The sequence below is a fragment of the Bacillus sp. MZGC1 genome (assembly GCF_002998605.1).
Classification (GTDB): Bacteria; Bacillota; Bacilli; order Bacillales; family Bacillaceae; genus Bacillus.
This window is the reverse complement of sequence record NZ_PVRE01000010.1, coordinates 14,522-39,208: the sequence shown is the minus strand read 5'-3', so window position 1 is coordinate 39,208 and position 24,687 is coordinate 14,522. Positions and strand designations below refer to the sequence as shown.

At 37.9% G+C, this 24,687-nt stretch carries 44 protein-coding genes; 43 read left to right on the top strand and 1 reads right to left on the bottom strand.

Annotated features, from left to right (window positions below; translation table 11 throughout):
• The first annotated feature begins 210 nt into the window (after nt 1-210).
• Entirely contained in the window at nt 211-1,314 is a 1,104-nt protein-coding gene (locus C6Y06_RS19720) for an AimR family lysis-lysogeny pheromone receptor (RefSeq protein ID WP_105926222.1), read from the top strand.
• A gap of 19 nt (nt 1,315-1,333) precedes the next feature.
• Nucleotides 1,334-1,468 carry a hypothetical protein gene (locus tag C6Y06_RS20490; RefSeq protein WP_255222349.1) on the top strand — a complete coding sequence of 45 codons (135 nt, stop codon included), beginning with the start codon at nt 1,334-1,336 and terminating at the stop codon, nt 1,466-1,468.
• 225 nt (nt 1,469-1,693) lie between these two features.
• Here C6Y06_RS20490 and C6Y06_RS19715 read toward each other — a convergent pair whose 3' ends face one another.
• Nucleotides 1,694-2,122, bottom strand: coding sequence for a helix-turn-helix domain-containing protein (locus tag C6Y06_RS19715; RefSeq protein WP_105926220.1), 429 nt, complete (start codon nt 2,120-2,122; stop codon nt 1,694-1,696).
• 169 nt (nt 2,123-2,291) lie between these two features.
• On the opposite strand from C6Y06_RS19715, the gene C6Y06_RS19710 reads away from it, so the two are divergent.
• From C6Y06_RS19710 to C6Y06_RS19540, 41 genes are all read left to right on the top strand, one after another.
• Complete coding sequence (locus C6Y06_RS19710; protein ID WP_105926218.1) at nt 2,292-2,495, top strand: helix-turn-helix domain-containing protein; 204 nt, start codon at nt 2,292-2,294, stop codon at nt 2,493-2,495.
• An 82-nt stretch (nt 2,496-2,577) separates the two neighbouring features.
• Nucleotides 2,578-2,730 (top strand): hypothetical protein, encoded by a 153-nt coding sequence (locus tag C6Y06_RS20215; RefSeq protein WP_017367805.1) that lies wholly within the window; start codon nt 2,578-2,580, stop codon nt 2,728-2,730.
• 68 nt (nt 2,731-2,798) lie between these two features.
• Nucleotides 2,799-3,125, top strand: a complete 327-nt coding sequence (locus C6Y06_RS19705; protein ID WP_106037556.1) for a hypothetical protein — start codon at nt 2,799-2,801, stop codon at nt 3,123-3,125.
• Nucleotides 3,118-3,981 carry a phage replisome organizer N-terminal domain-containing protein gene (locus C6Y06_RS19700; RefSeq protein ID WP_106037555.1) on the top strand — a complete coding sequence of 288 codons (864 nt, stop codon included), beginning with the start codon at nt 3,118-3,120 and terminating at the stop codon, nt 3,979-3,981. The genes C6Y06_RS19705 and C6Y06_RS19700 overlap by 8 nt, the downstream gene beginning before the upstream one ends.
• Nucleotides 3,920-4,786: an ATP-binding protein gene (locus tag C6Y06_RS19695; protein ID WP_223251497.1), complete on the top strand. Its 867-nt coding sequence runs from the start codon at nt 3,920-3,922 to the stop codon at nt 4,784-4,786. The genes C6Y06_RS19700 and C6Y06_RS19695 overlap by 62 nt, the downstream gene beginning before the upstream one ends.
• Before the next feature lie 83 nt (nt 4,787-4,869).
• On the top strand, nt 4,870-5,025 hold the full coding sequence (locus C6Y06_RS20210) for a DUF6906 family protein (protein ID WP_181362779.1): 156 nt from the start codon (nt 4,870-4,872) through the stop codon (nt 5,023-5,025).
• On the top strand, nt 5,022-5,549 hold the full coding sequence (locus C6Y06_RS19690; RefSeq protein ID WP_106037553.1) for a hypothetical protein: 528 nt from the start codon (nt 5,022-5,024) through the stop codon (nt 5,547-5,549). Before C6Y06_RS20210 ends, C6Y06_RS19690 begins: the two co-directional genes overlap by 4 nt.
• A gap of 108 nt (nt 5,550-5,657) precedes the next feature.
• Entirely contained in the window at nt 5,658-5,798 is a 141-nt protein-coding gene (locus C6Y06_RS19955) for a BH0509 family protein (protein ID WP_142395349.1), read from the top strand.
• 13 nt (nt 5,799-5,811) lie between these two features.
• Nucleotides 5,812-5,985 carry a hypothetical protein gene (locus tag C6Y06_RS20205; protein ID WP_189288425.1) on the top strand — a complete coding sequence of 58 codons (174 nt, stop codon included), beginning with the start codon at nt 5,812-5,814 and terminating at the stop codon, nt 5,983-5,985.
• Nucleotides 5,986-6,055: 70 nt separating this feature from the next.
• Nucleotides 6,056-6,265, top strand: coding sequence for an XtrA/YqaO family protein (locus tag C6Y06_RS19685; protein WP_035701916.1), 210 nt, complete (start codon nt 6,056-6,058; stop codon nt 6,263-6,265).
• A 33-nt stretch (nt 6,266-6,298) separates the two neighbouring features.
• A complete protein-coding gene (locus C6Y06_RS19680) occupies nt 6,299-6,559 on the top strand; it encodes a hypothetical protein (protein ID WP_106037552.1) in 261 nt (86 codons plus the stop codon).
• Nucleotides 6,549-6,731 carry a hypothetical protein gene (locus tag C6Y06_RS19950; protein ID WP_142395348.1) on the top strand — a complete coding sequence of 61 codons (183 nt, stop codon included), beginning with the start codon at nt 6,549-6,551 and terminating at the stop codon, nt 6,729-6,731. Before C6Y06_RS19680 ends, C6Y06_RS19950 begins: the two co-directional genes overlap by 11 nt.
• Before the next feature lie 76 nt (nt 6,732-6,807).
• Nucleotides 6,808-7,221 carry a hypothetical protein gene (locus C6Y06_RS19675; protein WP_106037551.1) on the top strand — a complete coding sequence of 138 codons (414 nt, stop codon included), beginning with the start codon at nt 6,808-6,810 and terminating at the stop codon, nt 7,219-7,221.
• 20 nt (nt 7,222-7,241) lie between these two features.
• Complete coding sequence (locus C6Y06_RS19670) at nt 7,242-8,219, top strand: DNA-methyltransferase (protein WP_106037550.1); 978 nt, start codon at nt 7,242-7,244, stop codon at nt 8,217-8,219.
• 218 nt (nt 8,220-8,437) lie between these two features.
• Nucleotides 8,438-9,178 carry a hypothetical protein gene (locus tag C6Y06_RS19665; protein WP_106037549.1) on the top strand — a complete coding sequence of 247 codons (741 nt, stop codon included), beginning with the start codon at nt 8,438-8,440 and terminating at the stop codon, nt 9,176-9,178.
• A 359-nt stretch (nt 9,179-9,537) separates the two neighbouring features.
• Complete coding sequence (locus tag C6Y06_RS19660; RefSeq protein ID WP_106037548.1) at nt 9,538-10,905, top strand: hypothetical protein; 1,368 nt, start codon at nt 9,538-9,540, stop codon at nt 10,903-10,905.
• Nucleotides 10,906-11,004: 99 nt separating this feature from the next.
• The gene (locus C6Y06_RS20485) at nt 11,005-11,133 is read left to right on the top strand and encodes a hypothetical protein (protein ID WP_262982707.1); all 129 of its coding nucleotides are present in this window, start codon (nt 11,005-11,007) and stop codon (nt 11,131-11,133) included.
• A gap of 13 nt (nt 11,134-11,146) precedes the next feature.
• A complete protein-coding gene (locus tag C6Y06_RS19655; protein WP_106037547.1) occupies nt 11,147-11,596 on the top strand; it encodes an ArpU family phage packaging/lysis transcriptional regulator in 450 nt (149 codons plus the stop codon).
• Nucleotides 11,593-12,135 (top strand): site-specific integrase, encoded by a 543-nt coding sequence (locus C6Y06_RS19650; protein ID WP_106037546.1) that lies wholly within the window; start codon nt 11,593-11,595, stop codon nt 12,133-12,135. The genes C6Y06_RS19655 and C6Y06_RS19650 overlap by 4 nt, the downstream gene beginning before the upstream one ends.
• Before the next feature lie 101 nt (nt 12,136-12,236).
• Entirely contained in the window at nt 12,237-12,575 is a 339-nt protein-coding gene (locus tag C6Y06_RS19645) for a hypothetical protein (RefSeq protein WP_106037545.1), read from the top strand.
• A 125-nt stretch (nt 12,576-12,700) separates the two neighbouring features.
• On the top strand, nt 12,701-13,420 hold the full coding sequence (locus tag C6Y06_RS19640; protein WP_106037544.1) for a hypothetical protein: 720 nt from the start codon (nt 12,701-12,703) through the stop codon (nt 13,418-13,420).
• 236 nt (nt 13,421-13,656) lie between these two features.
• Nucleotides 13,657-14,235, top strand: a complete 579-nt coding sequence (locus C6Y06_RS19635) for a DUF4145 domain-containing protein (RefSeq protein WP_106037543.1) — start codon at nt 13,657-13,659, stop codon at nt 14,233-14,235.
• 192 nt (nt 14,236-14,427) lie between these two features.
• Nucleotides 14,428-14,730 (top strand): hypothetical protein, encoded by a 303-nt coding sequence (locus C6Y06_RS19630; RefSeq protein ID WP_106037542.1) that lies wholly within the window; start codon nt 14,428-14,430, stop codon nt 14,728-14,730.
• A 103-nt stretch (nt 14,731-14,833) separates the two neighbouring features.
• On the top strand, nt 14,834-15,193 hold the full coding sequence (locus C6Y06_RS19625) for an HNH endonuclease (RefSeq protein ID WP_106037541.1): 360 nt from the start codon (nt 14,834-14,836) through the stop codon (nt 15,191-15,193).
• Entirely contained in the window at nt 15,183-15,515 is a 333-nt protein-coding gene (locus C6Y06_RS19620; RefSeq protein WP_106037540.1) for a transglycosylase, read from the top strand. The genes C6Y06_RS19625 and C6Y06_RS19620 overlap by 11 nt, the downstream gene beginning before the upstream one ends.
• Before the next feature lie 78 nt (nt 15,516-15,593).
• The gene (locus C6Y06_RS19615; protein ID WP_106037539.1) at nt 15,594-16,097 is read left to right on the top strand and encodes a phage terminase small subunit P27 family; all 504 of its coding nucleotides are present in this window, start codon (nt 15,594-15,596) and stop codon (nt 16,095-16,097) included.
• Entirely contained in the window at nt 16,097-17,806 is a 1,710-nt protein-coding gene (locus C6Y06_RS19610) for a terminase large subunit (RefSeq protein WP_106037538.1), read from the top strand. The genes C6Y06_RS19615 and C6Y06_RS19610 overlap by 1 nt, the downstream gene beginning before the upstream one ends.
• An 11-nt stretch (nt 17,807-17,817) precedes the next feature.
• Nucleotides 17,818-18,000, top strand: coding sequence for a hypothetical protein (locus C6Y06_RS20420; protein WP_106037537.1), 183 nt, complete (start codon nt 17,818-17,820; stop codon nt 17,998-18,000).
• A gap of 5 nt (nt 18,001-18,005) precedes the next feature.
• On the top strand, nt 18,006-19,247 hold the full coding sequence (locus C6Y06_RS19600) for a phage portal protein (RefSeq protein ID WP_106037536.1): 1,242 nt from the start codon (nt 18,006-18,008) through the stop codon (nt 19,245-19,247).
• Nucleotides 19,240-19,872, top strand: coding sequence for an HK97 family phage prohead protease (locus tag C6Y06_RS19595; RefSeq protein ID WP_106037535.1), 633 nt, complete (start codon nt 19,240-19,242; stop codon nt 19,870-19,872). The genes C6Y06_RS19600 and C6Y06_RS19595 overlap by 8 nt, the downstream gene beginning before the upstream one ends.
• Nucleotides 19,873-19,907: 35 nt before the next feature.
• The gene (locus C6Y06_RS19590; RefSeq protein WP_106037534.1) at nt 19,908-21,095 is read left to right on the top strand and encodes a phage major capsid protein; all 1,188 of its coding nucleotides are present in this window, start codon (nt 19,908-19,910) and stop codon (nt 21,093-21,095) included.
• Between the two features lie 20 nt (nt 21,096-21,115).
• On the top strand, nt 21,116-21,412 hold the full coding sequence (locus tag C6Y06_RS19585) for a hypothetical protein (protein WP_106037533.1): 297 nt from the start codon (nt 21,116-21,118) through the stop codon (nt 21,410-21,412).
• Between the two features lie 24 nt (nt 21,413-21,436).
• Nucleotides 21,437-21,838, top strand: a complete 402-nt coding sequence (locus tag C6Y06_RS19580; protein ID WP_106037532.1) for a collagen-like protein — start codon at nt 21,437-21,439, stop codon at nt 21,836-21,838.
• 14 nt (nt 21,839-21,852) lie between these two features.
• Nucleotides 21,853-22,212, top strand: coding sequence for a head-tail connector protein (locus tag C6Y06_RS19575; RefSeq protein ID WP_106037531.1), 360 nt, complete (start codon nt 21,853-21,855; stop codon nt 22,210-22,212).
• Nucleotides 22,130-22,495 (top strand): phage head closure protein, encoded by a 366-nt coding sequence (locus tag C6Y06_RS19570; protein WP_106037530.1) that lies wholly within the window; start codon nt 22,130-22,132, stop codon nt 22,493-22,495. The genes C6Y06_RS19575 and C6Y06_RS19570 overlap by 83 nt, the downstream gene beginning before the upstream one ends.
• The gene (locus C6Y06_RS19565; RefSeq protein WP_106037529.1) at nt 22,488-22,871 is read left to right on the top strand and encodes an HK97-gp10 family putative phage morphogenesis protein; all 384 of its coding nucleotides are present in this window, start codon (nt 22,488-22,490) and stop codon (nt 22,869-22,871) included. The genes C6Y06_RS19570 and C6Y06_RS19565 overlap by 8 nt, the downstream gene beginning before the upstream one ends.
• Complete coding sequence (gene gp17 / locus C6Y06_RS19560) at nt 22,868-23,242, top strand: tail completion protein gp17 (RefSeq protein WP_223251496.1); 375 nt, start codon at nt 22,868-22,870, stop codon at nt 23,240-23,242. Before C6Y06_RS19565 ends, gp17 begins: the two co-directional genes overlap by 4 nt.
• Nucleotides 23,243-23,253: 11 nt before the next feature.
• Nucleotides 23,254-23,874 (top strand): major tail protein, encoded by a 621-nt coding sequence (locus C6Y06_RS19555; protein WP_106037528.1) that lies wholly within the window; start codon nt 23,254-23,256, stop codon nt 23,872-23,874.
• 13 nt (nt 23,875-23,887) lie between these two features.
• Nucleotides 23,888-24,112, top strand: coding sequence for a hypothetical protein (locus tag C6Y06_RS19550; protein WP_106037527.1), 225 nt, complete (start codon nt 23,888-23,890; stop codon nt 24,110-24,112).
• Nucleotides 24,113-24,150: 38 nt separating this feature from the next.
• On the top strand, nt 24,151-24,486 hold the full coding sequence (gene gpG / locus C6Y06_RS19545) for a phage tail assembly chaperone G (RefSeq protein WP_106037526.1): 336 nt from the start codon (nt 24,151-24,153) through the stop codon (nt 24,484-24,486).
• Between the two features lie 2 nt (nt 24,487-24,488).
• On the top strand, nt 24,489-24,683 hold the full coding sequence (locus C6Y06_RS19540; protein WP_034665790.1) for a hypothetical protein: 195 nt from the start codon (nt 24,489-24,491) through the stop codon (nt 24,681-24,683).
• Nucleotides 24,684-24,687: the final 4 nt, after the last annotated feature.

Sequence of the window (24,687 nt, the reverse complement as noted above, 5' to 3'; positions counted from 1 at the left end):
AATGCTAAGCATGCCTTTTACAAATTAATTCCTCGATCAATTAAAATAACTCCAAAAGTCATCTGTTAATAAGTTACACAAAAGGATTATAATTGTACTAAGAGAAATAATTACTTATATATTAGAGCAAAAATTCATACTTCTGCGACAATTTCCGACAATATTTTTTTGTACTATATGTTAAATTTAACAATGATAAGGTGATCATATATGACAAGTACAATCGCGAAAGACTTACGGACGTATTTACGGAACTCAATCGAAATGTCTAAAGAAAGTCAAAAACAAGTTGCTACAAAACTTGGTATAAGCAGTAGTTATTTAAGCAAATTTTTAAATGGCAAGGATGTCTCGTTCTGGATTGTTCATAAGATCATTAATTACATTGACAAAGAGAACGAAGTTGAACTTATTTTTAATTATTTTAGAGAAGGCATTAGTTCCAAAAATTTTCCTGCTGCTTTAGAATATTGTTATTCCAAGCAATTGTACGATTATACAAGTGTTCTTGCACAGGAGTACAAAAATAAAAGAAATTCAAAAACTCAGGAATTATGTTCTTTATATTCGTTAATGTTAGAGTCAAGATTTATATTCGAAAGTAATACTTTTTTAGATAACCTGAGAAATTTCAAAACCACCTTTTTGGAAACTGAAATTATGGTGAAGGTCTTACAAGTCTATTACTATTATTTGAACGGCCATTATGATTTAACTATTTATACGATTGATCAAATAAATGACTTGTTGTTTCAGGTTAATGATCCATTTCTAAAAATGGCATACGGTGCTAGGGTAGATGAAATTCAAGTCAATATTTACTTGAAGCAAAAAACAGAATTAATACAATCACGAAAAATCGCTAACAGAATTTTGGATAGGAATTTCAGCACAGCTCACAACATTACTGCTTATCACATTTTAGGTCTTTCGTATTTTCCAGAATCCTATGAACAGTCAATTTCTTATTATCTTAAATGTATTGAACTTTATTCGAAATTTCCTGATAGACAGGCTGAAATTCTGGAAAATAAAGAAGAAATATCGTTTCTTCAAAAGTACTGGAATAAAAGAATTCATGACGAATTCGCAGTAAGTGAATTCTCCATGTTATTAAAACATGATGGAGATTTAAGCAAATATTACAAAGATGAGAGATATAATAAATATGCGCTTTTCTTTGATGGAATAAAAGAATCTTCAACAGAAAAATTGCTATTATCACATCATTATTTTTCAAAAACCAAAGATTATTTTAGGGCAAGTTTCCCAAAAAATGAATTGAATAGAATTGGATTTAAGTATACACTCTAAGAGTTAGGGGGTGCTATACATGACTAAACGTTTCAATGTAATTGTTTTAACACTTACACTAGGAGCAACAATAGTTGTTTCGGAAATTCACTCACTTATCACTAACAACCCAGAGACAGTATATGAAACAAAAGACGTAAGACCTGGAATGTAAATATAAGATATGAAAAAGACGCTACCTATAATCAGGTATCGTCTTTCGTGTTTTCTGGGGAAGTTTCCTGTTTTCAAAAATAACTAAAACAGGAAATTCTTTTAAATATTTCTAATATGGATTAAAATATAAACAGAACAAATGTTCCTTGGAGGGAAGAGAAATGGCTATAAAATATGAAGAATTAATGGAAATCTTAGAAGCAATAAAAAAAGAAGATCAAAATCAATCCTCTTCAGGTGAATCGTCTTCAAAAAATTTAGCCTTAGAAGCTCTGTAATTTTTAAGGGCATCTAACATGAAATTACGTTCATCATCTGTTATTTGTTTGCCATCTGCATCTATAATGTTTGCATTTTTGATATTCTCAAGAGTTAGTTCTTTCGCGAAAACTACTTTCTCAGCTTCTTTACCCATTTTTTCAAGTTCGCTCGGATCAGTCACAAAGTAAGTGGGATCAACATTGAAAAAATCTGCAAGTTTTGTCAAAGCTTCCAAAGAAGGGCTTTTGATTTTACCCGTTTCAAGTTTTGATAGATAGCCGTTACTTAAACCAACTTCTTGAGCAAGCTTTCTAATAGACAGTTTGGGTTTATACTCTTGTCTTAGTCTTTTTAAGTTTATTCCGATTAACTCATTTTTCTTGTTATCCATAAAATAAAGTCACCTCGATTTAACGCCACTGATTAGTAACAACATATTAATTATATCATGTTTAAGATTCCTATAAGAAACATTTATGAAATTTATGGTTGCACTAAAAGCAGAAGGATGATATATTTTACTTGTGCTTCCTATAAGAAGCGTTATGGAGGTGAAAACGATGGTCCATGAAACTTCTACTTTTGCAGAAAAGATTAAAAAACTAAGGTCAGAAAGAAATGAAACTCAACGTCAATTTGGCTTGGTTACAGGGTTTTCTAGCTCTTATATTTGTAAGTTGGAAAAAGGGAAAGCTAATCCGTCGCACTCTTCTTTAGTTCAACTAAGTGAAAAATTAAATTTGCCACCGGCTTATTTTTTTTAAAATAAGTGCTTCCTATAGTGATCAAAAATTCGAAGGGCAGTCCTATTGTCCACATTGCATATTATGTTTCGAGGTGATCTTTATGGCTAAGAAAAAGCAAAAGAGAAAAAGCAACCTGTTTCTCGGAGAAGTTTTCTTTGGAACAGAAGACAGAGAAAAACTTTTTACTGAGGCTGTGGCGCCTTATTACACACCAGTAAAAAAAGAAAAGAACAAAAAAACTAAAGAGGCTTGAAACATTTGTTTCACCTTTTTTTAAAGGACAAGCCTAATCATAAAAAGAGGTGTGAGGTGTAAAGTGAAATGAAATTTGAATTTGAAGATTCTGATCTTGAAATAATTACAAATAGCATTATAGCAAATGTGAGTGCCGCATTAATTCCAAAAATTGAAGAGATGTTAATGATTATCGCTTCCAAAGATGAACTGCTAACAAAAAAACAGGTATATGAAAACATTTTAAAATGCACTGCTGCTACAGCAGACGAGCTTTATTTTAATCGACCAGATTTCCCGACTCTCGATTTGACCAGTTTACCTGGTGCTCCACGTCAGCATAAAAGATATTCACGAAAAGCGGTAGAAGCTTGGATAGCAGCAAATACAAAAGGAGCTTTAAATCATGGCTGAAATCAAGTTTGTCAAATTGAGCACCAATATGTTTGATGACGAAAAAATAAAGTTAATTGAGCAAATGCCTGAATCTGACACACTTTTAATTATCTGGGTCAAATTACTTGCTCAGGCTGGTAAAACTAACGCCTCGGGATATATATATTTAAGCGAAAATGTTCCATACACAGAGGAAATGTTGTCAGCTATTTTTAATCGACCTTTAGGAGTCGTAAGAATGGCTCTCAATACTTTTAAGCAATTCGGCATGATTGAGATTAACGACAACCACTATATAAGTATTTGTAATTGGGAAAAACATCAAAATGTTGATGCGATGAATAAAATCAGGGAAGACACTAGGAAAAGAGTAGCCAAACATAGGGAAAAACAGAAGGCTCTTGCTCTAGAAACTAGCGGTAATGTTACACGTAACGTTACAGTAACCCAAAGTAACGAACAAGAAAGAAGAAGTAAGAAAGAAGAAGTAAGAAAGAAGAATAAAGATATATTGTCGGGCAACCCGACCGATGATCCTAAAACTCAAGAATCTGAAATTCCATTCAAGCTGATCATTAATCTTTTGAACAAAGTAACAGGGAAATCTTTCCGACATTCATCTGCTGCTACACAAAGATTAATTAAAGCACGATGGAATGACGGATTCAGATTTGAAGACTTTAAAACAGTGATCCTGACAAAAACTAATCAATGGCTTAAAGACGACAAAATGAATAAATATCTGCAGCCAACGACGTTGTTCGGGACAAAGTTTGAAGGATATCTGAATGAAGGTGCGGGGGTGATAAAACGTGCAGAGCATCAAATCAGTGGCAGTGGGACCCTTAAACGCAAGAATGACCTTCCATTCTGATTTTTGTGAGAAACACACATACACCAGAGGTAACAAGGATGTCGTAAAGCCTGTTCGTATGATGATCCTCAATGGCAAGGTGGTCTGTCCACGGTGTGAACTGGAGGCAGATGAAAAAAAGCTTCAAAGAGACTTAGAGAGTCAGATAGAGTTCAGCCAGCGAACAAAGAATTTCAACACACTTGAAAAGCGAAGCATCTTCCGAGACAGAACGATTGCTAAAGCGACGTTTGATAATTACAAAGTGACCGAGCCTGAGGAAACGGCAAACAAACGCCTCATGATGGAGCTTGTTGGTCATTTGAAGCAAGGAAAAGTGTTTAATATCTTTCTCCAAGGTCATCCAGGAGTGGGGAAGAGTCATCTAGCTTATGCCGCACTCAAAGCTCTGAATGTGCCGCCTGATCCAGACAACCCTGAGGATATGGGCAAATCATGCTTGTTTGTAAACCTTGCTGATGCTGCTTTTGCAATTCAAGACTCTTTCAACAACAAAGAAAGCAAATTCACACAAGGTTATGTAACAGGGCTTATAGGTGATGTGGATTATCTAGTGATTGATGATGTAGGTGCTGAAACGGGATCTGAACATTCAAAGAGCGAAGCCACCAACTTTATTCACAAGATACTTTATGCAGTCACATCAGCTAGACAGGATAAAACAACGATTTACACATCCAATTTAACAGGGGACAAACTAAAACAAATGTACGACACAAAACTTGTATCACGTATGACAAAAAAGTCTAAATACATTTTGTTTAAAGACACCTTTGATAAGCGTGACGAAGAATTGCCATTTTAGGAGAAAACTATGACCATCAGCAATTCAATAGCGTCCGAAATTGCTAGTTTAATAGCCCATAAAAAACACAAGGAGGAACGATCATGAAAAAAGGCGGTAGAAAGCCCACAAGAGCCGAAAGAAAGATTCTAGTAATAAATGGGTTGAACCCACTTTATTGGCTCGTAGAAAAGAATCTGACGACATCTGTGCATGTTGTACACAAAGAGGTCGGTCGCAGAAAGGAAATTGCGAAATGAGCGTTACTAGAATCATTTTAGAAGATTTCAATTTTGAATGGACGATTGTTGGCCTTAAACGTTTTCTTGATTATTGGTACGAAGGAAGATCGGTCGTTGAAATGGCGGAGTTATTTAACCGTCCGGCAGAAGAAGTATTGTTGCTGATTATTGATTTCAGCAAGCGTGGAAAGATCAAGGAGCGTCCTAACGGCGTCGGCGCAAACGAGCCTATGTATATCAAAAAATGCACAATGAGCTACAAAAAAAGAGATTTACGCAAGCTGTTTGAACAACAACCGGTTTACTACGCTTGCCCACACAGCGATTTCATATGGGATGAAAAAGACATCATTTTATTTAGACAAATGTGGCAGGATCATGAGCCGATCAGACATATGGCCAATCGTTTAGCCCGCAATGTCGATGACATCCAGTTGCTGATTATAGATCAAGCCGAGTTAGGCAAGATCGAACCACGTAAAGGCGGCGCGCTAGGAAAGGAGTACAAGCATGAAAAGAAAAAGCATCCTGTTGCCATTTGAAAAAGCGACAGCACGCCAGCTGGAAGTCATTGCGCGGTATGAAGATTGTCCAAAACGGATCAAGACAGCAGCCGTGCGCCACCTCAAACAGAGGGGAGGCATTAAGTGATGACAGTTGCAGAGAGAGAATTTTTGATCGAGTGGTTGAGTCTTACAAATGGGGCTTATGGGCGGGAGTATTGCGAGAAACTAACTGACGACGAGCTAGAAAGAATCTATAATCTCAACGTTCCGCAGCGTGACGAATAAGGAGGTGAACACTTTGGAAACAGTAGCCAATCCATACAAAGCAGGTCCGGTACGCGCATGGGTTATGTCAGAGGATGAACTAGCAGCTTATAGGCAGCAGCACCCACCAAAACCATATAAAAAGAGACTCAAACGTAAAGACTGGCGTTGGAAGCGCACAGATCAATCCGTCGAGTCTCAGCGGTAAGAATTCACATCAGTTCAATGTGAGTAATTAAGCTTAGGAACCTTAATTATATCACATTGGAGTGAAGATTGTGAATAGACCGCAGACTATCTCATTAACAAAAAACGAGCCTTTCACAACATTAGTTGAACAAGGAAAGGTACAAGTGATCGTGCTGGACGGGATCAACAACACAGCGCATTACATAGAGGCTCCCGAACACGGTCACACAATCATTGAAACGATTAAAGGAAGTTTTGACCGAGTTAGATTTGATTTCAGTTATAAAACTAAACGATAGCAGGGGTTCATCCCCTGCGGGGGAGGAAATACCATGAATTTACCTAAACATATCGAGCTTTCGCAGGCAGTCAAAGCCTGTAAAAACAAAGCGATGACAATAGATGCTGCAGCTGCATATCTAGGCGTACCCACATTTTTTGTACCAGTGCTTGCTGAAAGTTGCCCTGACTTGGTCATCGAAGGAAATGTTGTCATGGCAAAGCGTGAGTCAAACGGGCCTGTCATTTTCACACTGCTGGCTTTTATGGGGATCATTACTGTTGCTGGGTTGATGGGAGGACTTGGACAATAAAAAAGCAGGGATTTACTCCCCTGCTAGAGTCTTGATTTCATCTAGTATTGATTTCAAAAACGCAAAAATAGGAGCTAGAGGTGCAAATAACTTAATTAGAAAATTTTTAAATTCATTAAGCTTATCATCAAAATACGCTTCCATTTATATCACCACCTTTTTACAAGAATAAAAGTATTATACACCATTAAACAGAACTTGTGTTCGTATTCTGGAAAATATTTAAGAGAGTTAGGAGGAAACGGAAAATGCCAAAACCTGAACAGCTTAAACGCATGAATGATATAAACGAGCTGATCAAGCTCATAGCAAGCATAGATAGACGTACTTTCTACTGTAAGTCAAAGAATCGGATAGCGTATTTCAGATTTAAGAAAAAACTGTTCTTCGTTGATGATTACACAGGAGAAGATGTTTACCCGTATGAATTGGGACGGGGGCGAGTAAACGGATTTTCTCACGGAGGGAACATGTGGCAGCTGGTTAACAGTTTTCGGGAATTTATCATCACGGGTCGATATGGCGATCTCAGAGATTACAAAGAAATCTGGGCTTACAGTCGTGAGGGCTGTCAAAAGATTCGTCAAAAGGCAAAGGAAATCGAATTTATTGAAAATGTTGATTATCCTTACAGTTTCAGAGAATGGGAGAAAGCAAACTAACAGCTGGGAGGGGGTGCTGCATGGACCTGAATCAGATACTTCAAGGTGATTGCATAAAAGTTGTTCAATCGCTACCACCGGATACAATTCAAACCGTGATCACTAGCCCGCCTTATTGGGGATTAAGAGACTACGGAATGACTGAGCAAATCGGTTTAGAAGAAACCGTTCAAGAATACATTCAAAAAATCGTTTCTTTATTCAGAGAGATTAAGAGAGTTTTAAAGGATGATGGCACTGTCTGGCTGAATCTAGGTGACGCTTATGCGGGAAGCGGCCGTGGAAGAATTGCGAACGGCCGTACTCATCCAGGTATTAACCATATGCAATCTGTCGGACAAACTAGCGGAGTTATAAATCTTACGAACAAAGTTGCCGGGTTAAAGCCAAAAGATTTAATAGGCTTGCCGTGGCGTGTGGCTTTCGCTCTCCAAGAAGACGGTTGGTACTTGCGGAAAGATATTGTTTGGAACAAACCAAATGCCATGCCGGAGAGTGTGAGGGATAGACCGACAAGCTCACATGAATATATTTTTCTTCTCTCAAAATCACAAAAGTATTATTACGATCATGAAGCAATAAAAGAAGAAGCTGCTTATAAACCGTTTCCGGATCCACCAAGAGGATCAAAGGGTGCATTCGGAATGGAACAACAAGGGAGAAGAGAAGACAAGCCCCGTGCTTCATTCAAAGAAAAGTATGGTGACTTAGCATTCCGAGCTATCAGAAATAAGCGTTCAGTCTGGACCGTTGCAACCAAGCCAACCAAAGACGCTCATTTTGCTACCTATCCAGTGGAGCTGATAGAGCCGTGTGTATTAGCTGGCTGCCCTATTGATGGAATTGTATTGGATCCATTCATGGGTTCGGGAACAACAGGCATAGCGGCACTCAAGCATAGTAGAAATTTTATCGGAATTGAATTGAATCCTGAATATATAAATATCGCAAACAAACGCTTAAACGGCGTGCAAATTGAACTGTTGCATCATCTATAAACAGCCTAGCGGTTTAGTAGGAAGAAAGGTAAATAAAATTTATTTGGTGATGAGTTGAAGTGGGCAGAGAATAAGAAAATGATTACAGCTTGCAGGCTATATAAATGCTTTCGGTTTTCACACCTGTCTTGTAGTAGAGAAAAGATTACATTTGAAAAATTAATATTTCTCTCATTTAGTCTAATAATATTTCTAAATGATTAAAGGAGGAAAAAATAGTGGGAATTACCGAATTAATTGTTGCAGTTGTTAATGCATTCCTAGAAAGAGAAAAGGTTAAACAAGATGATCAAAGAGTTCAAGCGATAATCAATGCGATTAATGGAACTATTATTGAAAACAGACATGCCATTGAAGAAGCTCTAAAAGATTATGAAGTAAATCGACTGACGGGGCTCTATTTTGGTCAAATTGAAAACTTTAAGGAGTATGATCCTGTTAATAGTGACAAACAGATCTTGGATCGAATTGCCTTTGATACTAATTCGCAAATTGTTGGACCATTAATTAATTTATATAATAATGAAAATGATGTCGAGCGTGTCAGAAAAATTGTAAAGTTGATGGTACTAGTAGTATCTCTAAGAGCACTTGTTTCATCTGAACTTAAATATAAACATAATGATAATCGAGATGACCATATCTTAGAACAACTTAAATATGTAAGTACTTGTTGTTTATGGCTGAAAACTAATCAATCTAGTCGGCACACTTTTCCGGCTATGGAAGAGTGGCAAAAGTGTGAAAGAGAACCACGTGTGGGGACTGTATGTTTGGGATTTGGGGAAAAAGATCCTTTGCGTGATCCAACAATTTGTTGTTCAGAAAAGTTTTTTATCTATAAAAAGCATAGGGACCTATTTCACGATGATGTTCAGCAATTAAATAAAGTTGAAGAAGCAATAAATTTAATGCAAGGAACTTTTTTACTTGAAAAAATTGTACATGACATTGAATAAATCCAAGACGGAGAGCCTGCGGACACTGATCAACACCTTTTAAGGGTGCTGGTTGGTGTTCATTTTTTTGTCGGAGAGAAGTCACACCATGAAGAAGGATAAGCCGAAAAAACGACGGCAGGAGCTTACACAAGAGAGATACGTGAACTCATGGGGCAAAACATATATCGACAAATCATCAACGAATGAACGAAAATACCCGATTATCTATTCAGCCATAGAGAAATTGGATAGGCAACAGGAAAAAGGGGTTATAAAATAAGAAACTAATCCTATAACTCGAAAGAGAGTATAAAAAGAAAACTGTATAAATTTTTAATTTTACTCTAATTATAGATAATTAAAAGGAGGTCTAATAGATGGACTCAGAAATAGGTTATATAAATGGGATGAATTTAGGTGTTGGAATTAATACAGCATCATTTCAAATTCATCCATCACCTGCTCTTGATAATGTAAATGCTGTAAGAGAAGTGATATCTGCTGGAGGGCAGGAGGTTTTGTTTAGAGTAGAATTATTGACCGAAACAGAAAGACTTACTAAATCATTAGAGGTTTCTGCTAGAGCTTCTCTAAAATATGGTGCTGTAGGGAGTGGCTCTGTTAGGACAAGTTTTTTAAACTCATTTTCTCAAAACAGCTATTCAGTTTATGTTATGGTACAAGTCAATGTTACGAACAAACAGAATCTACTTGATCTCTCCAAGATTAAATTTAACAATGAAGCTGCAAATACCTATACGAAAGATAAGGACGAATTTATAAAACATTATGGAGATTCATTTGTATACGGGTTAATTACAGGTGGGGAGTTCATCGGGGTTTTAGAAATTGAAAGTTCATCAGCTTCGGAATTCAGGGAAATTAAAGCATCACTGTCTGGTAAAGCTAATTACGGATTATTTACTGGAAGTGCACAAGTATCTTTCCGCGAAGCATTAGAAAAGATTACATCTTCTTATAATATGAAAGCAACTGTATACAGGCAAGGAGGAGATGGGATTTTGCATGACTTAACACCAGAACAATTAATCAAAGATGCTTTAGAGTTCCCACAGAAAGTAGCTGAGGAAAAGGGTTTCCCTAGAACTGCTTTAATTATTCCTTACAGTCATATTCCATCCCCTCAATCGGTTTCTCTCGATGTTTCAATGCAACAAGCAACTTTAGAACAACTTGGGGAACTGTACCAAAAATTTATCAAGTATCAAAGTGATTTATTATTTGTGTTAGATAAAAAAGATTACTTTCTAGAGATTGATGTTGATGAGCTTAATTCACGCAATAGTCAAATAACACAGCAAATAAATACTATTACTGATGCCGCCAAGGACTGCTTTTCTGATACGTTTAATTGTAAAATCCCAAGCATTGATATTTCTTTACTTGAAAGCATACTCCCTACACAAATTGAGAAAATTGATAATTTAGGTAAAACATGGTATGAACAAGAAGGTGGATGGATAGGTATTTGGAGTCGTAGGGGATTAACTAATAATTTTGATGCAATTTATTCAAAGCCTGGAGAACAAGATTTAAAAACCTTTCTAACAATATATAAGGAAGGAAAAACAATATTTGTTATTCGTAGGGATGGTGAAGAAGGATCACAAACTAGTTGTGCTTATACAGGCACTATTTCTGAGGATGAGAGAAGTGTTGAGGGGAGTTATATATGTCATTGGACAAATAACTCGATACCTTGGAGTGCTAAAATCAGTTATTAAATAAAAGATCCTAAAGTCCAAGACGGAGAGCCTGCGGACACTGATCAACACCTTTTATGGTGCTGGTTGGTGTCCGTTTTTTATTTGTCTGGACGGAGGATGAACACGAAGAAGGAGAAACCCAAAAAACAGCCGCAGAAGCTCACTGACAAAGATTTAAGAGAGCTCATGGGGCAAAACATGCAGCGTTTAAAACGAGTCAAAGGCGGGGCCATGCGAAGAAAATAAAGGGGGAATTATCTTGAATCAAATAAGTTTAGACATTCCGCAGATCAACGAGGAAAAAACAAGATTCAAAATGGAAAAAATGATGGAAAAATATAAAATGCTTAGGTTGCAAACGCCAGAAGACTTTCTTCCAAAGATCACAACAACATATACCATTACGCCGCCTAGCTTTTCCAATCAATTTCATTCATCGACCGAGGATGCAGCTCTTAAAAAGATGGATTGGGAAATCAAGCGTGATCAGTTCATGAAACGGATTCAGCGTGCAATTAATCGCCTTACGCAAAAAGAGCGCCGCATCTTAGTAATGCTCTATATGCAAGATGAAGAAATGTTTGATTACGAGATTTATGCTGAAATGGGTCTCAGCCAAAGGAATTACTATCGTGTTAAAAATAAAGCATATTATAGACTGGCCTTTGCTTTGAGAGAAGAAGTGTATAAGCAAGGGGATAAATCATGAACTTTGTTCAGCCAATAAGGGACCTTGATCAGATCCATTATATAAAGCAATATCTTGGAAAGCGGAACAAAAGAAATTTGCTGCTTTTTGTGGCCGGAATCAATCTAGGCTTGCGCATATCCGATCTGCTGCAATTGAGAGTGAAAGATATAAGAAAGCAATATGTGTCACTAAGAGAACAAAAAACAGGTAAAGAAAAAAGAATCAAAATAAACAAAACGCTTCGAAAAGCGATAGATCAATATATTAAAGACAAAGATGATCAAGAGTATCTATTTAAAAGTAGAGAGGGGCTCAACAAGCCTATCAGCCGGAGCAGTGCATACATTATTTTGAGAGAGGCAGCGGAGTATGTTGGACTTGATAGTATAGGGACGCATACACTTCGAAAAACCTTCGGTTACTGGCATTATAAGAAATTCAAGGATGTAGCCTTGCTGCAAGAAATATTCAACCATTCAAGCCCAGATATTACACTGAGATATATCGGGATCACACAAGACACAATGGATAAAACAATGGATGATTTCGGCTTATAGGCTCATCTGTTCAAACGAAAGCGCGTTTTTTGTTCGACAAATTTTGCAAACCATTTCATTTATTTGTTTTCTGTCGATAAAAAGATGGAGGTGATATATAAATGGAAGTGAATCAAGGATTAATTAAGTGTTTGAAAAATTATAGCGAGGTGCAACTTAGTTATGAACCTGATATTCCAGGTGCTGATGAAATCATAAGACATAAAATTAAAGGTTATGATTTGTTTGCTACAAAGTCAGGTGCTCTTTTGCTAGTTCATTTGAAAAATCCAGCAACAAATGAGGAGTACACATACAGTTTTCCTGATATTTTTAAAACTGAATTAGCTAATTTTTCAGATAGTCATGACAAATGGTATCTCTACTCATTAGATAGGTCAAAGTTTCAGGAAGACATACGAGACGAAGAAATGATTTATAGATTTATATTCACCAAATAAAGCATCCATCGGGATGCTTTTTCTAACGATCTTATCTGAATGTTAAATATTTATCGACAGCTAAAACCAGTTTTAAATGAGGTTTATTTAGTTTAAATTGATTTTAAATAATAGGGAGGTTTCAAATGAAAAGATTATTTCTTGTTTTATCTGTACTTATAGTTACATTATTTGGTTGCTCTAATCAAAGTGTTTCGAGTAGTTCTAAGTCCAGTAGTAATAACAAAAAAGAAGTATCAAGTGAAGAAAAAAAGACTAAAAAGCAGCATAATCTTTCTAGTGAAGACAAGAAAATCATTAATCTTATTAAAAATAAAGAATTTGATCATGTTATTAAAAAGACTGGGGAATTACAAAATGAATTTAAAAAAGATTATTACTTTATAGCTTCTGCTTACAAAAAGCTGGAGCATTTAAAAAATGCTGAAGTTAGTTTAGATAATTATGATGACTATGCTTATGTTGACGCGATGTTAGAGAAAGTAAAATATAAAAACAGTCATTCAGCTTTGGATTATCTTCAAATTCAGGAAAATAATAAAAAACATATAGATACTTTACAAAAAGATAAAAATGATCAAATTCAAGAAAATGTTAAGGAAGCGGAAGAAGCAGAAAAGATTTCTGCTATAAGAGAGAGAACAACAGTGATAGAAGAAAGAACTAATAATCCCCAAAGCGTGTCTGTCGGTATGACTACAGAAGAAGTATTGATTGAAGGGTGGGGGAAACCTGAAAAGATAAACAAAACCAAAACGGCAGATCATACTTTGGAGCAGTGGATTTATAAAGGGCATAAGTATTTATATTTTGAGAATGGGATTCTAAGCACCATATCAAATTGAAATAGGTGTATAGAGTTAGTTGAAAGTCCTCTATATTAAACGTGGGCTTTTTTTCGAGATTATTTTTATCAACTCACCATAACGAGAAAATGTCCAACTCATTTTAAGGAAATGGCTGAAAAGCAGGAGGGACAAAGGGTTCAGCAATTCCTTGAGTTAGACACAATAATAGATATGGTGAATTGGTGGATTGTGTGGATAATAGTATATATAACATAAGAGAAGGAAGGGTTATTATGAATGACATGGAGTCTGGTTATTGGGATGGTACTAGATATATTGACAACGTAAGATATGATTGTGGCTACTGCAATGCCTATGTAGCACCACAAAATGCATATCCGTCAAAAGAATATGCATTGCATGATGGTAGGTTGGGCGCTGTAATATTAATATGTCCTGGTTGTCAAAGCCCCACTTATATGAGCAGAAACAAAATACAGTACCCAGTAAAAAATATTATGAATGATATAAAGCATCTTCCGGATAATTTGCAAGAATTGTATAAAGAAGTCTGTGATTCTTTTTCAGTTCACGCTTATACAGGTGCAAGTATTTTGGCTAGAAAAATGATTATGAACATAGCAATTGAAAAAAAAGCAGAAGAAAATAAAAAGTTTGTGGAGTATGTGGAATTTTTAGTTACTAATGCTATTGTTCCTCAAAGTACAAAAAAGTGGCTCGATTTGATTAGAAAAAATGGTAACGATGCTGCTCATAAAACACATAAAGCATCAAAGGAAGACACTGAAAAAATAATTAAATTCTTAGAGATATTGTTGAGATCAGTTTATGAATTTGAAGGTGAGATATAAAGATTTTTTAATGGCACACTTTTGGCACGATCTTGGCAAAGCATTTTGTCTGAGAGCGGTTATGATGGTATTAGGTGATAAATTGAGAGCGGCTTCCATTGCGGAGGTCGTTTTTTGTTATTACAGAAAGTATGTATATTATCGAAGAAACGGTGGGAATATATTTTTATCAATTACTATGGAGGTTTTACAATGCCTAGTGTTTATGATTTTTTGCAGGTAACTATTCCATCTGGTCAAAAGCAAGCCCATGTAGTCGAGATTGAAGGAGGATTTGACGCTAGTTGGGGAGTTGAGGTTCATACAATAAACCCCTATGAAGCAGAGATAGATCGTTTGCGTGGTTTAACTATAACAGATGATTATTTTTATTTTGAAAGTCTTTATTTAAATGAAACGGGATATCACTTGCTTATCAAATTAAGTAAAGAAGAGTACAATGTAAAACAGGCAACAGCTGTTACTGAATTCAGAAGAATTCAAAAGTCTATTTAGATTAAACTTAAGCCGCTCTTATTTTCGAGGGGCTTTTTTTATTTTATTAAAAATCATTAGTTGAAAAATACCAATCATAAAGCAAGTGAGAGTGGTGTCAGAAATGAAAAAGCCATTGAAACCATGCAATGAACCTAGATGTCCTCAACTAACGCGCGAAGGATATTGCCAGCAGCATAAGACATCGAAGCCTTCATACGATCTGCACCGTGAATCATCGGCACGTCGCGGATATAATAACCGATGGCGTAAAGCGCGTGAAGGCTATTTAGCAAAGCATCCTTTGTGTCAGTCTTGCATGTTACATAGTAAACGGATTGCTGCTACAGTAGTGGACCATATCAAACCGCATAAGGGAGATAAGAAACTGTTTTGGGATTCTTCTAACTGGCAGCCGTTGTGTGCGTCCTGCCATAACAGAAAGACCGCCAAAGAAGATGGAGGGTTTGGAAATGGATTATAAAAAATGTACATGTGATCAGTGCGGAACCATCTTCATAGTTAAATATTGTTCTAGGATTAAGAAGATTGGACGTGGTATTAAACGTCATTTGCTTGTATGTCCAGGGTGTAAAGCTGAGTATACATCTTACTACACAAACGCTGAAATCAGAAAGCAGCAAAACAAAATCAGCAAGCTGTATAATGCTATTCGGATGACAAGGAACAAAAGCCTACTTGATCAACATTATAAGAAAATGGATTCAATACGAGCAGATTTAGAAAGAGACATGAATAAGCTTCGCATTGAAGTTGAAGGCACCCCCCCAGGGTTAAATCCCTAGAAAGGATTTACTGTAGACCGCGTCTCCCTCAACATCGCGAGAAATTCCCTAAATGAAATTTTGAAAGGAGGTGAGAGGATGGCGAGGCCTAGACAACCCGTAGATTTATTGTTGGTAAAGGGCAAGAAAAACCTTACCAAGAAAGAGATTGAGCAAAGAAGGCAACAAGAAGTAAAGGCGCCAAATGATAAAGTAAAAGCACCAGCATATTTACCAAAAGACTTAAAAAGAGAATTCAAAAAGATAGCGGACGAGCTCAAAAACATCGGAATTATGACAAATTTAGATGTAGATGCACTTGCCCGTTTTTTATTTGCAAGAAAACAATATTTGGAAATAACAGAAATCATATTAGAGACACCGATCACATCCCTGGCTGAAAATTCAGAGGGTGAAAAATTTGAAATAGCGAATCCTGCATACAGTGATCTATTAATTAATCAGGACAAACTGTTTAAACAATGCAGACAAGCATCAAGTGATTTAGGCTTAACCATTTCCTCACGCTGCAAGCTTGTCATTCCGAAAAAAGATGACAAGCCTAAGACAAAAGAAGAAGAACGCTTTGGAGGTCGCATGTAATGCTAACGCAAGAAATGACCGCGGAGCTTTTAATTGAGCGCGTATGGTCATATTGCGAAAAGATCCAATCGGGGGAAATAAAAGCAGGAAAGAAGCACAAGTGGGCTGTTCAGAGGTTCATCAAAGACGTAGAGCGGTTAGCAGATGAAGATTGCCCGTATTATTTTGACGCAGAAGCAGTCCTTGATTTCTATGAATGGGCCAAGCAATTTAATCATGTCGAAGGGATATTAGCAGGTAAGCCAATTGAACTTACAGACTTTCAATTATTCATCGCTGCTAATATCTACGGCTTTTACAAAAAAGAGGGCGCTAGACGATTCAGAAAAGTATACATCCAGTTAGCTAGGAAAAATGCAAAATCGCAACTACTGGCTATAATGGCTTCGTATGAGATCTTCCCAACTCAAGAAAAACATCGTGTGTTTATTGCAGGTTGGTCGAGAGATCAATCAGATGAAGTATATCAAGCAATCCTTGAACAACTAAAGCATGCGCCGATTTTAGAGGGGAAATATACGGATGCCAACGGAAAGATTAAGAAACACAATACAAATTCCATAATTCAACCTCTTTCAAGGGAAGCCCGAAAGGTTGGAGACGGAAAAAACCCATCTTTAGGAATTGTAGACGAATATCACGCACATGAAACAAGTGAGATTTATGACGTGCTCAATAGTGGAATGGTAGCGAGACGAAGCCCTCTTATGGTAATTATTACAACTGCTGGTTATAACTTAAACGGTCCCTGTTTTAAAGAATATCAATATACAAGTAAAATACTTGACCCGGATAAAGATACAAAAAAAGAAGATTATTTTGTATTGATTTGTGAGCTTGATCCTAGTGATGATGTTAAAGATGAATCTAACTGGATTAAAGCAAACCCAATCGTTGCAACTTATGAAGAAGGCATGACGTCTCTAAGATCAGATTTAGAAACGGCTCTCGAAGTCCCTGAAAAAATGCGTAGTTTTCTTACAAAAAATATGGATCGCTGGGTTGACCAAAAAGACAATGGCTATATGAAAATGTCTAAATGGCGGGCCTGTCATGGTGAAATACCTGATCTAAAGGAAATGGCGATCTATCTTGGTATAGATTTATCTATGACAACGGATTTGACTTCTGTCGGGTGGGTTGGCGTTCTTGATGGTTTTTATTATGTCGGCCAGCATTCCTTCATTCCTGAGGAAAAGGCAAAAGAGAAAATGGCTACTGATAAAGTGCCTTATGATTTATGGCGTGATCAAGGTTGGATGACATTCACACCAGGGGAAGCGGTTGATTATCAATTTGTTGAAAGATGGATTATTGAATTTGCTCACGTCAACAAATTGAGAGTCATGGAAATTGCATATGACAAATGGAATGCACTACATCTGGCACAGAGACTTGAGAGTAAAGGATTTAACATGACGGAGCTTCCGCAAAGGATCCAACATCTTTCTTTACCTACAAAGGATTACAGGCAAAAGGTATACGAGGGCAAGCTCATTCATGGGAACGATCCTCTTCTAACTTTTGCGTATAACAATGCAATCATTAAACAAGACGCGCAAGAAAATATCATGTTAGACAAAGCGAAATCACCGCAAAGAATAGATCCAGCTGCAGCCGTTATGAATGCTTTTGCTAGGGCAATGTATCACGATATGGGTGCAAACGTTGATTTAAACAAACACTTTTCAGGAAATTTCAGTTTTTAGGATGTGAGAGAGTGAAAAAATTTATTGTATTTCTGAAATTAATACTAAACGACTTACTGTTTATCGGAGGGTGCATCTTTATTCTGCTGGCAGCGTATCGGGTAAATACAAACATCGGTCTTTTTCTGACGGGTGTATTTTTTATGTTTTATGCCTACCTGCTGTCAAGTCACGCGCGGCAGAAAGAGAGGTGAAATAAATGTTTATAGACAAGTTTTTTGAAAAACGATCCGGCTCAACAACAATAGACGGTTTCAGCCAGTTGATCAATCTGTTCGGAGGCAGAGAAACGGCAAGCGGTGAAAGGGTAAGTGAAAGTAATTCACTTGTGCAGCCGGACATTTTTGCATGTGTCAATGTGTTGTCTGATGACATCGCAAAGCTGCCGATTCACACCTTTAAAAAAGATGGCCAAGGAGTCAACAGAAACCCTAATCATCCATCAGCCTATGCGATCTACGCAAGGCCAAACCCTTACATGACTGCTTATGTGTGGAAAAAACTCATGATGACGCAAGTCCTAACATGGGGAAATGCCTATTCGATGATTGAATTTGGAGCACATGGTTTTCCTGAAAATCTTTATCCGTTGCGGCCGGATGCGACAAACGCGTATATCCATCCCGAATCGGGGATGATTTGGTATCAAACCACTGTTAACGGAAGAATGAAGGAACTATACGAACACCAAGTGCTGCACTTTAAAGGGTTATCTACGGACGGCATACACGGCAAGTCGCCTATTGGTGTAGTACGAGAGCATATAGGCGCTCAAGCAGCTGCAACGAAATACAACGCCAAGCTGTATAAAAATGAAGCCACGCCGCGAGGTATTCTAAAGGTTCCTTCTTTCTTGGATGAAAAGCCAAAAGAGAACGTCCGTAAAGAATGGAAGCGAGTCAACCAAGGTGAAAACATAGCCATTATTGATAATGGACTAGAATATCAATCCATTGCGATGCCGTTGCAAGAGGCTCAATTTGTCGAGTCCATGAAGTTTAACAAAGCGCAGATAGCAATGATTTACAAAGTTCCTTTGCATAAACTCAATGAGCTTGATAAAGCCACATTTTCAAACATTGAGCACCAATCCCTGGAATACGTAAAAAATACACTGCAACCGTGGATCGTGAATTTTGAACAGGAATTAAATATTAAGCTGTTTACTGACAATGATCAAAAAGCGGGCCATTATGTAAAATTCAATGTTGATAGTGAGCTGCGCGGCGACAGTAAAACTCAAGCAGAGTATTTTAAGACCATGAGCGAAGCGGGTCTTTTAAATAAAAATGAGATTCGCGACTTGATTGAAAGAAATCCTATTGAACATGGCGAAAAATATCTATCTAGCTTGAATTATGTGTTCCTTGACTTTATGGAAGAATACCAGAGGCTTAAAGCTGGTTCTGCCATGAAGGGAGGTGACAGCAAGAATGAGTAAAGAAAAAGAAGTGCGGCTGCTCACGACGCCAATTGAGATCCGTTCCGACGGTGAAGGGCAAGCCGAATATGTGGAAGGCTATGCTTTGAAGTTTGAAAAGTGGTCCGAGCGTTTGGGATGGTTCAAAGAAATTATCAGCAGGAGCGCTTTAGAATCTACCGATTTATCAAACGTCGTTGCACTGTTCAATCATCGAGAAGATTTTCCTCTAGCAAGAAACACCGTTCCAGGGGAATCAGGACGGCTTGAACTAGAAATAGATGGCATAGGTCTTAAATTCAGATTTAAACCGTCAGACACATCATATGCGCGCGATCTCATGGAGAATATACGCAGCGGTGTTATTAATCAATGTTCATTTGCCTTTTCGTTGGATTATAACGGAGAAGAGCCTGACGAGTGGCGTATAAATGAAGATGAAGACATATACGAACGAAGAATAAACAACATTCACCGCATTTATGACATATCTCTTGTAACGACACCTGCGTATAGCGATACCGAGGCTGTGGTAGGTGCCCGCAGCTTAGAGAAAGTAGAAGAAATGAAAGAACAACGAAGCGTACCAACAGATGAAACTTTAAAAATTGAATTGGAGCTATTAAGCCTTGATCTTCCAGAGTGAGGCTTTTTTGCATTCAATAAGGAGGAAAAATACAAATGTCTAAAAAAGAAATTGAATTACGTCAGCAGTTTACGCAAAAGAAAGAAGAAGCAGATAAAGCACTAGCAGAAGGAAAAAACGATGAAGCGCGTCAGCTTCTTGATGAAGTGAGAGAGCTTAAGAATCAAATTGAATTGATGGTAGAAGGACGTTCACTGAACGTGCCTGATTTACCTGGCGGTGAAAATTTTGTGCCGGAGCAAGAACGCAACCCGGAGGGACGAAAAGGAGCCGAAGGGGATAAGGAAGAACGTCAAAAGAAATTCACCAAGTTGTTCATGAAGTCTCTTCGAGGTAAATCCTTAACACATGAAGAACGTGAATTCTTAGAAATTCCTGAATTCAGAGCGATGTCAGGAAAAAACGAAGAAGATGGCGGAATCCTGATCCCCGAAGATATTTCAAGAACCATTAAAGAATTAAAGCGAGAGCAATTACATCAACTTGAGCAATATGTCACGGTCGAGCCGGTAGCAACACGATCAGGTAGTCGTATGCTTGAAAAAAATGCAGACATGACACCATTCCTAGACATCGAGGAAATGGGGGAAATTCCTGAAACAGATCAACCTAAGTTTACAAAGCTGTCATACAGTATCACTGATTATGCTGGGCTATTACCTCTTTCAAATACATTGCTGCAAGATACAGACCAAGCCATTATGGCTTATGTCGCGAAATGGTTCGTTAAAAAATCAGTCGCAACAAGAAACGCTCTTATCCTGGCTATCCTTGAAGGCTTGAAAAAGGTGAAATTTAAAGGTTTTGACGATATTAAAAAAACATTAAACGTTACACTTGATCCTGCCATTTCTGCTGGAGCAATCATCATGACGAACCAAGACGGGTTTAATTACTTTGATCAATTGAAGGATGCGGACGGCAAATATCTATTGAAAGATGTACCCACTGACCCGACTAACAAAATGCTATTCGGTCGTCCTGTAGTAGTGATTTCAAACAGGGTTCTCAAAACCAAAGAGGGGAAAGCACCTGTAATCATTGGAGATTTGAAAGAGGCTATCGTTTTATTTGATCGTCAGCAACAGTCAATCGACTATACGAATCTTGCTGCAGGATCATTTGAAACAAACACAACAAAAGTACGAGCAATTGAACGTGAGGACGTTGTGGCTTGGGATAAAGAAGCGGTAGTATACGGTCAGTTGTCAATAAGTGAGTAAAAAAAAGAGGTGAATAAGTCATGCGAGTGACAAAAAATTACACCACTGATGGCGGGGATCGAACTGTCATTAGTGGTGTATTAGAGTTTGCAGGAGGAAAAATCGTCAAAGACGGAGAGGAAGTGAGTCTAGGTGGTGGCGGATCAGCTGCGCCAGGAACCGTGACACATGAAATGCTGGCCGAAAAAGCGGTTCGTTCGGTAAACATCGGGACGGGAAGCGTCATGCCGGAGCATCTTAATTCGTCTATTGAAACTAGACTCAAGGGAATGGAAGACGAAATAAAAGAGCTGCAAAGCAAACTGAGCAAAGAATAAATAATTGAAGGGAATGGATTAATCATGGCTAAAGATTTTTTGAATGAAAGTAATGGAGTATTTACGTCTGCAGAGGCGGGCCCTGATGGTAAACCTATCACAGCAGTTACGGTGAAAGACAATAGCGAAGAAAATCCTCTTTATGTGAAGGGGTTAAAGGGTGATCCTGGTGAACAAGGCCCTCAAGGTCCGAAAGGCGAAAAAGGCGATCCAGGAGAGCAAGGGCCAAAAGGTGACAAAGGAGATCCCGCAGTTATTGAAACGGGGGCTATTAAAAATGACCATTTAGCAGATAAATCTGTTAACTCTCGTACTATAGGCACTGGCAGTGTTATGTGGGAGAATCTCAATTCTGCAGTAAAAGACATGATCACCGATTTACAGACGCGAGTCAATGAGCTTGAGGGTAAAGAAAATACTGAATAAGTAGGCGGTCTACAATGGAATTAAAAACGCTGAAAGATGAATATTTAAAAATTGATACCGACCAAGATGACGCCTTGCTAAAAACCTTAATTACTGCAGCAAAGGGATATATCACAAATGGTATAGGGCGCTATGTTGAAGGTAACGAGCAATATGCGCTTGCAACAGGCATGCTTGTTGCTCATTGGTACGAAAATCGAGGGGTGTATGAGTCTGGCGTTTCCGGCTCATCCATCCCTTTTACTATTCGGGATCAACTAACTCAACTTCGCTATGTGGAGGTAGAAGAGGATGAAGAAAATAAGCGAATTGAACCGGAGGTTAATTTTCCAACTAAAGAAACGGATGCAGGACGACGAGCTGAAATGGAATGAAACCTATGAAAATGTCTTTGAGACATGGGGAGCTATTGAAGGTTTTAGCGGATCGAAGTCAGACACACTTGTGGCAGGTGCGTTAGGCGTCAAGTCACCGAAGAAAATCACAATTAGATACCGGGAAGACGTTACGCAAAATATGCGAATCCTTCATCAAACTGGAACAGATGAGGCAGGAGAGCCAATCTATCGCACTTTTGATGTAATGGATTATAACGACATAGAAAACAAAAAGAAGCGACTTGAAGTCACTTGTAATGAGGTCGGCATAAATGGCTGATATGGATATTGAGGGGTTCGAAGATTTAACGAGATATTTCAATAAAATTGGTGACGACGTAGAAAAAGCTGAAAAGGTCGCTCTTAAAGCTGGCGGCGAGGTGATAGCAGCGTACCAAAAACGCAACGTGAATAGAAGTTCAAAAAATCAACCTCACATGGTCGATAACATCACTGTTTCAGCTGCAAGAGAATCAAAAGACGGTGAGCTGTTTGTAACAGTGGGACCGAATAAAAAAGTTGCTTATAGAGGGCGATTTTTAGAGTGGGGCACATCCAAAATGCCGCCGCATCCATTCATTGAAAAAAGCGCAATTGAAGGGGAGGGACAAGCTGTGAAGATCATGGAAAGAATTATCACGGCACCTATTAAATGAGCCTGAGCCTTGATGCAAAGAAAGAATTGAGTGCAGCGTTAATAAAAAACAATGAATTAAAGCAGCTTGTCACGGGTGGTTTTCATAATCTTGTGGCCGATGATGTGGCCGCATTCCCAAGGGTTGTATTTTCAGAGATTACAAATAGGGATCAGGCGTACAGAGACAACCATTCGGCAGCAAGTGAGGTTCGATTCCAGTTAAGCATATTTTCAAAAGCAGACACACGGAAAAACGAAACAGAAATAGCGAAACAAATAGACCGTCTTATGAAAGATTTAGGTTACGGAAGATATGATTCCGTCGACCTTTACGAAACAGATACAAAAATCTTTCATCGGGGCATGAGGTACGTCAAAACATTTTTCTAGGAGGAAAACAGATGGGTAAAACAATCTACGGATTAGACATGTTTCATTACGCTGAGCTTATTCAGGATGATGACAAAGGACTTGCATATGCAAAGCCTGAAAGACTGCCGGGAGCTGTAAACGTCAAAGTCGATCCAAAATCAGAACAGTCTAAGTTTTGGGCTGATAACGGCGTGTTCGATTCATTTAACAACATGGGTGACATTGATCTTGAAGCTGAACTAGCAGATTTACCTATTGAGGTGCAAAATAAGATTTTCGGGCACAAGGTCGAAAATGGGATTTCTTTTGCAAGTTCTGATGACAAGGCGGTTTTCTTGGCATTCGGGTTTAGAGCGAAAACATCCACAGGCGGGCACAGATATTACTGGTTCTTGAAGGGGCTTCCTGAATTGCTGGGAAATGAACACAAAACTACCGAAGGGAAAGCCGATCCTGAAACACCAAAATTTAAAGCAGGTTTCATGACTCTTCAAAATAAGAAAGGCAAAAACCGTTGGAAGGCACAAGCTGAATTCGACGAAGGCTTTGACCCTGATGAATGGTTTAAACAAGTTGTATATGACGGTGCATCATTTGCAAAAGGAAAAGAAACAGAGGATTCCACAAGTTCAGTAGACATTGGAAAATGAAGGAGGTAACCGTATGAGCGACAAGAAAAAGAAAACAGAATCTATTTCTCCACGTGTTGGTATAGCAGGGTATGAAATTAAACAGAAAAGAATCAGTGAAAACCCAACCGAATATCTAAAAAGCACTTTAAATGTAGAATTCTTATTTATTAATGGAGATTCAAGTGCTGAGAAGTTTGATAAATTTTTAAAAGATTTAGCAGTATTTATAGATGAACGGAGTCAAAAGGGCGTTTAATAACGCTCTTTTTTATTTTGTAATCGGGAGGCAATAACATGGAAGCATTGACAATCACCTTGCATTTAAACGGAAAGAAAAAGAAATTTTCCACTCCTAGCTTTATCACAGGTGCCTTGTTTAGAACTGCGGTAGAAGTAACAGAAGACTTTGAGTCAAACGATCCTGAAAGAATTTATACCATTGGACAATCAGAGTTTATCTGTGAAGTGTTCGGAAACAAATTCACTGCAGAAGAATTTGAACAAGGTATTGATGCACGCCTTTTAAGTAGAACAATCTACGCAACCGCAAACTATGTTATCGGAAATATCGTCGAGGCGAGCAATATCCTGAATCCTGATACTGCAGAGGAAGCAGAGCCGGGGGAGTAAGTTTGTCCGATGCTGTCCTAGATATGTATAACGCATTAGAGGACATTGGCTTTACTCAAAATCAGATAGACGAAATGGACATTGTCTATCATCTAAAACGCCTTGCACGCAGGAAAGAAGCGAGCAAGGAAAAGCCAAGTAAGAACGCTACAGCATCGGATAAACCTTTATACATTGATCAGATACCTGGACTGTAAAAAG

Excerpts from the sequence above, each read along its gene's own strand:
- C6Y06_RS19595 (WP_106037535.1), top strand. The coding sequence starts at position 19,240 with ATGAGTAAAGAAAAAGAAGTGCGGCTGCTCACGACGCCAATTGAGATC.
- C6Y06_RS19600 (WP_106037536.1), top strand. The coding sequence starts at position 18,006 with ATGTTTATAGACAAGTTTTTTGAAAAACGATCCGGCTCAACAACAATA.
- C6Y06_RS19625 (WP_106037541.1), top strand. The coding sequence starts at position 14,834 with ATGAAAAAGCCATTGAAACCATGCAATGAACCTAGATGTCCTCAACTA.
- C6Y06_RS19710 (WP_105926218.1), top strand. The coding sequence starts at position 2,292 with ATGGTCCATGAAACTTCTACTTTTGCAGAAAAGATTAAAAAACTAAGG.
- C6Y06_RS20215 (WP_017367805.1), top strand. The coding sequence starts at position 2,578 with ATGGCTAAGAAAAAGCAAAAGAGAAAAAGCAACCTGTTTCTCGGAGAA.
- C6Y06_RS19555 (WP_106037528.1), top strand. The coding sequence starts at position 23,254 with ATGGGTAAAACAATCTACGGATTAGACATGTTTCATTACGCTGAGCTT.
- gp17 (WP_223251496.1), top strand. The coding sequence starts at position 22,868 with ATGAGCCTGAGCCTTGATGCAAAGAAAGAATTGAGTGCAGCGTTAATA.
- C6Y06_RS19580 (WP_106037532.1), top strand. The coding sequence starts at position 21,437 with ATGGCTAAAGATTTTTTGAATGAAAGTAATGGAGTATTTACGTCTGCA.
- C6Y06_RS19640 (WP_106037544.1), top strand. The coding sequence starts at position 12,701 with ATGAAAAGATTATTTCTTGTTTTATCTGTACTTATAGTTACATTATTT.
- gpG (WP_106037526.1), top strand. The coding sequence starts at position 24,151 with ATGGAAGCATTGACAATCACCTTGCATTTAAACGGAAAGAAAAAGAAA.
- C6Y06_RS20210 (WP_181362779.1), top strand. The coding sequence starts at position 4,870 with ATGAAAAAAGGCGGTAGAAAGCCCACAAGAGCCGAAAGAAAGATTCTA.
- C6Y06_RS19645 (WP_106037545.1), top strand. The coding sequence starts at position 12,237 with ATGGAAGTGAATCAAGGATTAATTAAGTGTTTGAAAAATTATAGCGAG.
- C6Y06_RS19630 (WP_106037542.1), top strand. The coding sequence starts at position 14,428 with ATGCCTAGTGTTTATGATTTTTTGCAGGTAACTATTCCATCTGGTCAA.
- C6Y06_RS19715 (WP_105926220.1), bottom strand. The coding sequence starts at position 2,122 with ATGGATAACAAGAAAAATGAGTTAATCGGAATAAACTTAAAAAGACTA.
- C6Y06_RS19700 (WP_106037555.1), top strand. The coding sequence starts at position 3,118 with ATGGCTGAAATCAAGTTTGTCAAATTGAGCACCAATATGTTTGATGAC.
- C6Y06_RS19680 (WP_106037552.1), top strand. The coding sequence starts at position 6,299 with ATGAATTTACCTAAACATATCGAGCTTTCGCAGGCAGTCAAAGCCTGT.
- C6Y06_RS19590 (WP_106037534.1), top strand. The coding sequence starts at position 19,908 with ATGTCTAAAAAAGAAATTGAATTACGTCAGCAGTTTACGCAAAAGAAA.
- C6Y06_RS19955 (WP_142395349.1), top strand. The coding sequence starts at position 5,658 with ATGACAGTTGCAGAGAGAGAATTTTTGATCGAGTGGTTGAGTCTTACA.
- C6Y06_RS19670 (WP_106037550.1), top strand. The coding sequence starts at position 7,242 with ATGGACCTGAATCAGATACTTCAAGGTGATTGCATAAAAGTTGTTCAA.
- C6Y06_RS19650 (WP_106037546.1), top strand. The coding sequence starts at position 11,593 with ATGAACTTTGTTCAGCCAATAAGGGACCTTGATCAGATCCATTATATA.
- C6Y06_RS19565 (WP_106037529.1), top strand. The coding sequence starts at position 22,488 with ATGGCTGATATGGATATTGAGGGGTTCGAAGATTTAACGAGATATTTC.
- C6Y06_RS19705 (WP_106037556.1), top strand. The coding sequence starts at position 2,799 with ATGAAATTTGAATTTGAAGATTCTGATCTTGAAATAATTACAAATAGC.
- C6Y06_RS20490 (WP_255222349.1), top strand. The coding sequence starts at position 1,334 with ATGACTAAACGTTTCAATGTAATTGTTTTAACACTTACACTAGGAGCA.
- C6Y06_RS19575 (WP_106037531.1), top strand. The coding sequence starts at position 21,853 with ATGGAATTAAAAACGCTGAAAGATGAATATTTAAAAATTGATACCGAC.
- C6Y06_RS20485 (WP_262982707.1), top strand. The coding sequence starts at position 11,005 with ATGAACACGAAGAAGGAGAAACCCAAAAAACAGCCGCAGAAGCTCACT.
- C6Y06_RS19675 (WP_106037551.1), top strand. The coding sequence starts at position 6,808 with ATGCCAAAACCTGAACAGCTTAAACGCATGAATGATATAAACGAGCTG.
- C6Y06_RS19570 (WP_106037530.1), top strand. The coding sequence starts at position 22,130 with ATGAAGAAAATAAGCGAATTGAACCGGAGGTTAATTTTCCAACTAAAG.
- C6Y06_RS19635 (WP_106037543.1), top strand. The coding sequence starts at position 13,657 with ATGAATGACATGGAGTCTGGTTATTGGGATGGTACTAGATATATTGAC.
- C6Y06_RS19610 (WP_106037538.1), top strand. The coding sequence starts at position 16,097 with ATGCTAACGCAAGAAATGACCGCGGAGCTTTTAATTGAGCGCGTATGG.
- C6Y06_RS19690 (WP_106037553.1), top strand. The coding sequence starts at position 5,022 with ATGAGCGTTACTAGAATCATTTTAGAAGATTTCAATTTTGAATGGACG.
- C6Y06_RS19620 (WP_106037540.1), top strand. The coding sequence starts at position 15,183 with ATGGATTATAAAAAATGTACATGTGATCAGTGCGGAACCATCTTCATA.
- C6Y06_RS19720 (WP_105926222.1), top strand. The coding sequence starts at position 211 with ATGACAAGTACAATCGCGAAAGACTTACGGACGTATTTACGGAACTCA.
- C6Y06_RS19550 (WP_106037527.1), top strand. The coding sequence starts at position 23,888 with ATGAGCGACAAGAAAAAGAAAACAGAATCTATTTCTCCACGTGTTGGT.
- C6Y06_RS19615 (WP_106037539.1), top strand. The coding sequence starts at position 15,594 with ATGGCGAGGCCTAGACAACCCGTAGATTTATTGTTGGTAAAGGGCAAG.
- C6Y06_RS19585 (WP_106037533.1), top strand. The coding sequence starts at position 21,116 with ATGCGAGTGACAAAAAATTACACCACTGATGGCGGGGATCGAACTGTC.
- C6Y06_RS19660 (WP_106037548.1), top strand. The coding sequence starts at position 9,538 with ATGGACTCAGAAATAGGTTATATAAATGGGATGAATTTAGGTGTTGGA.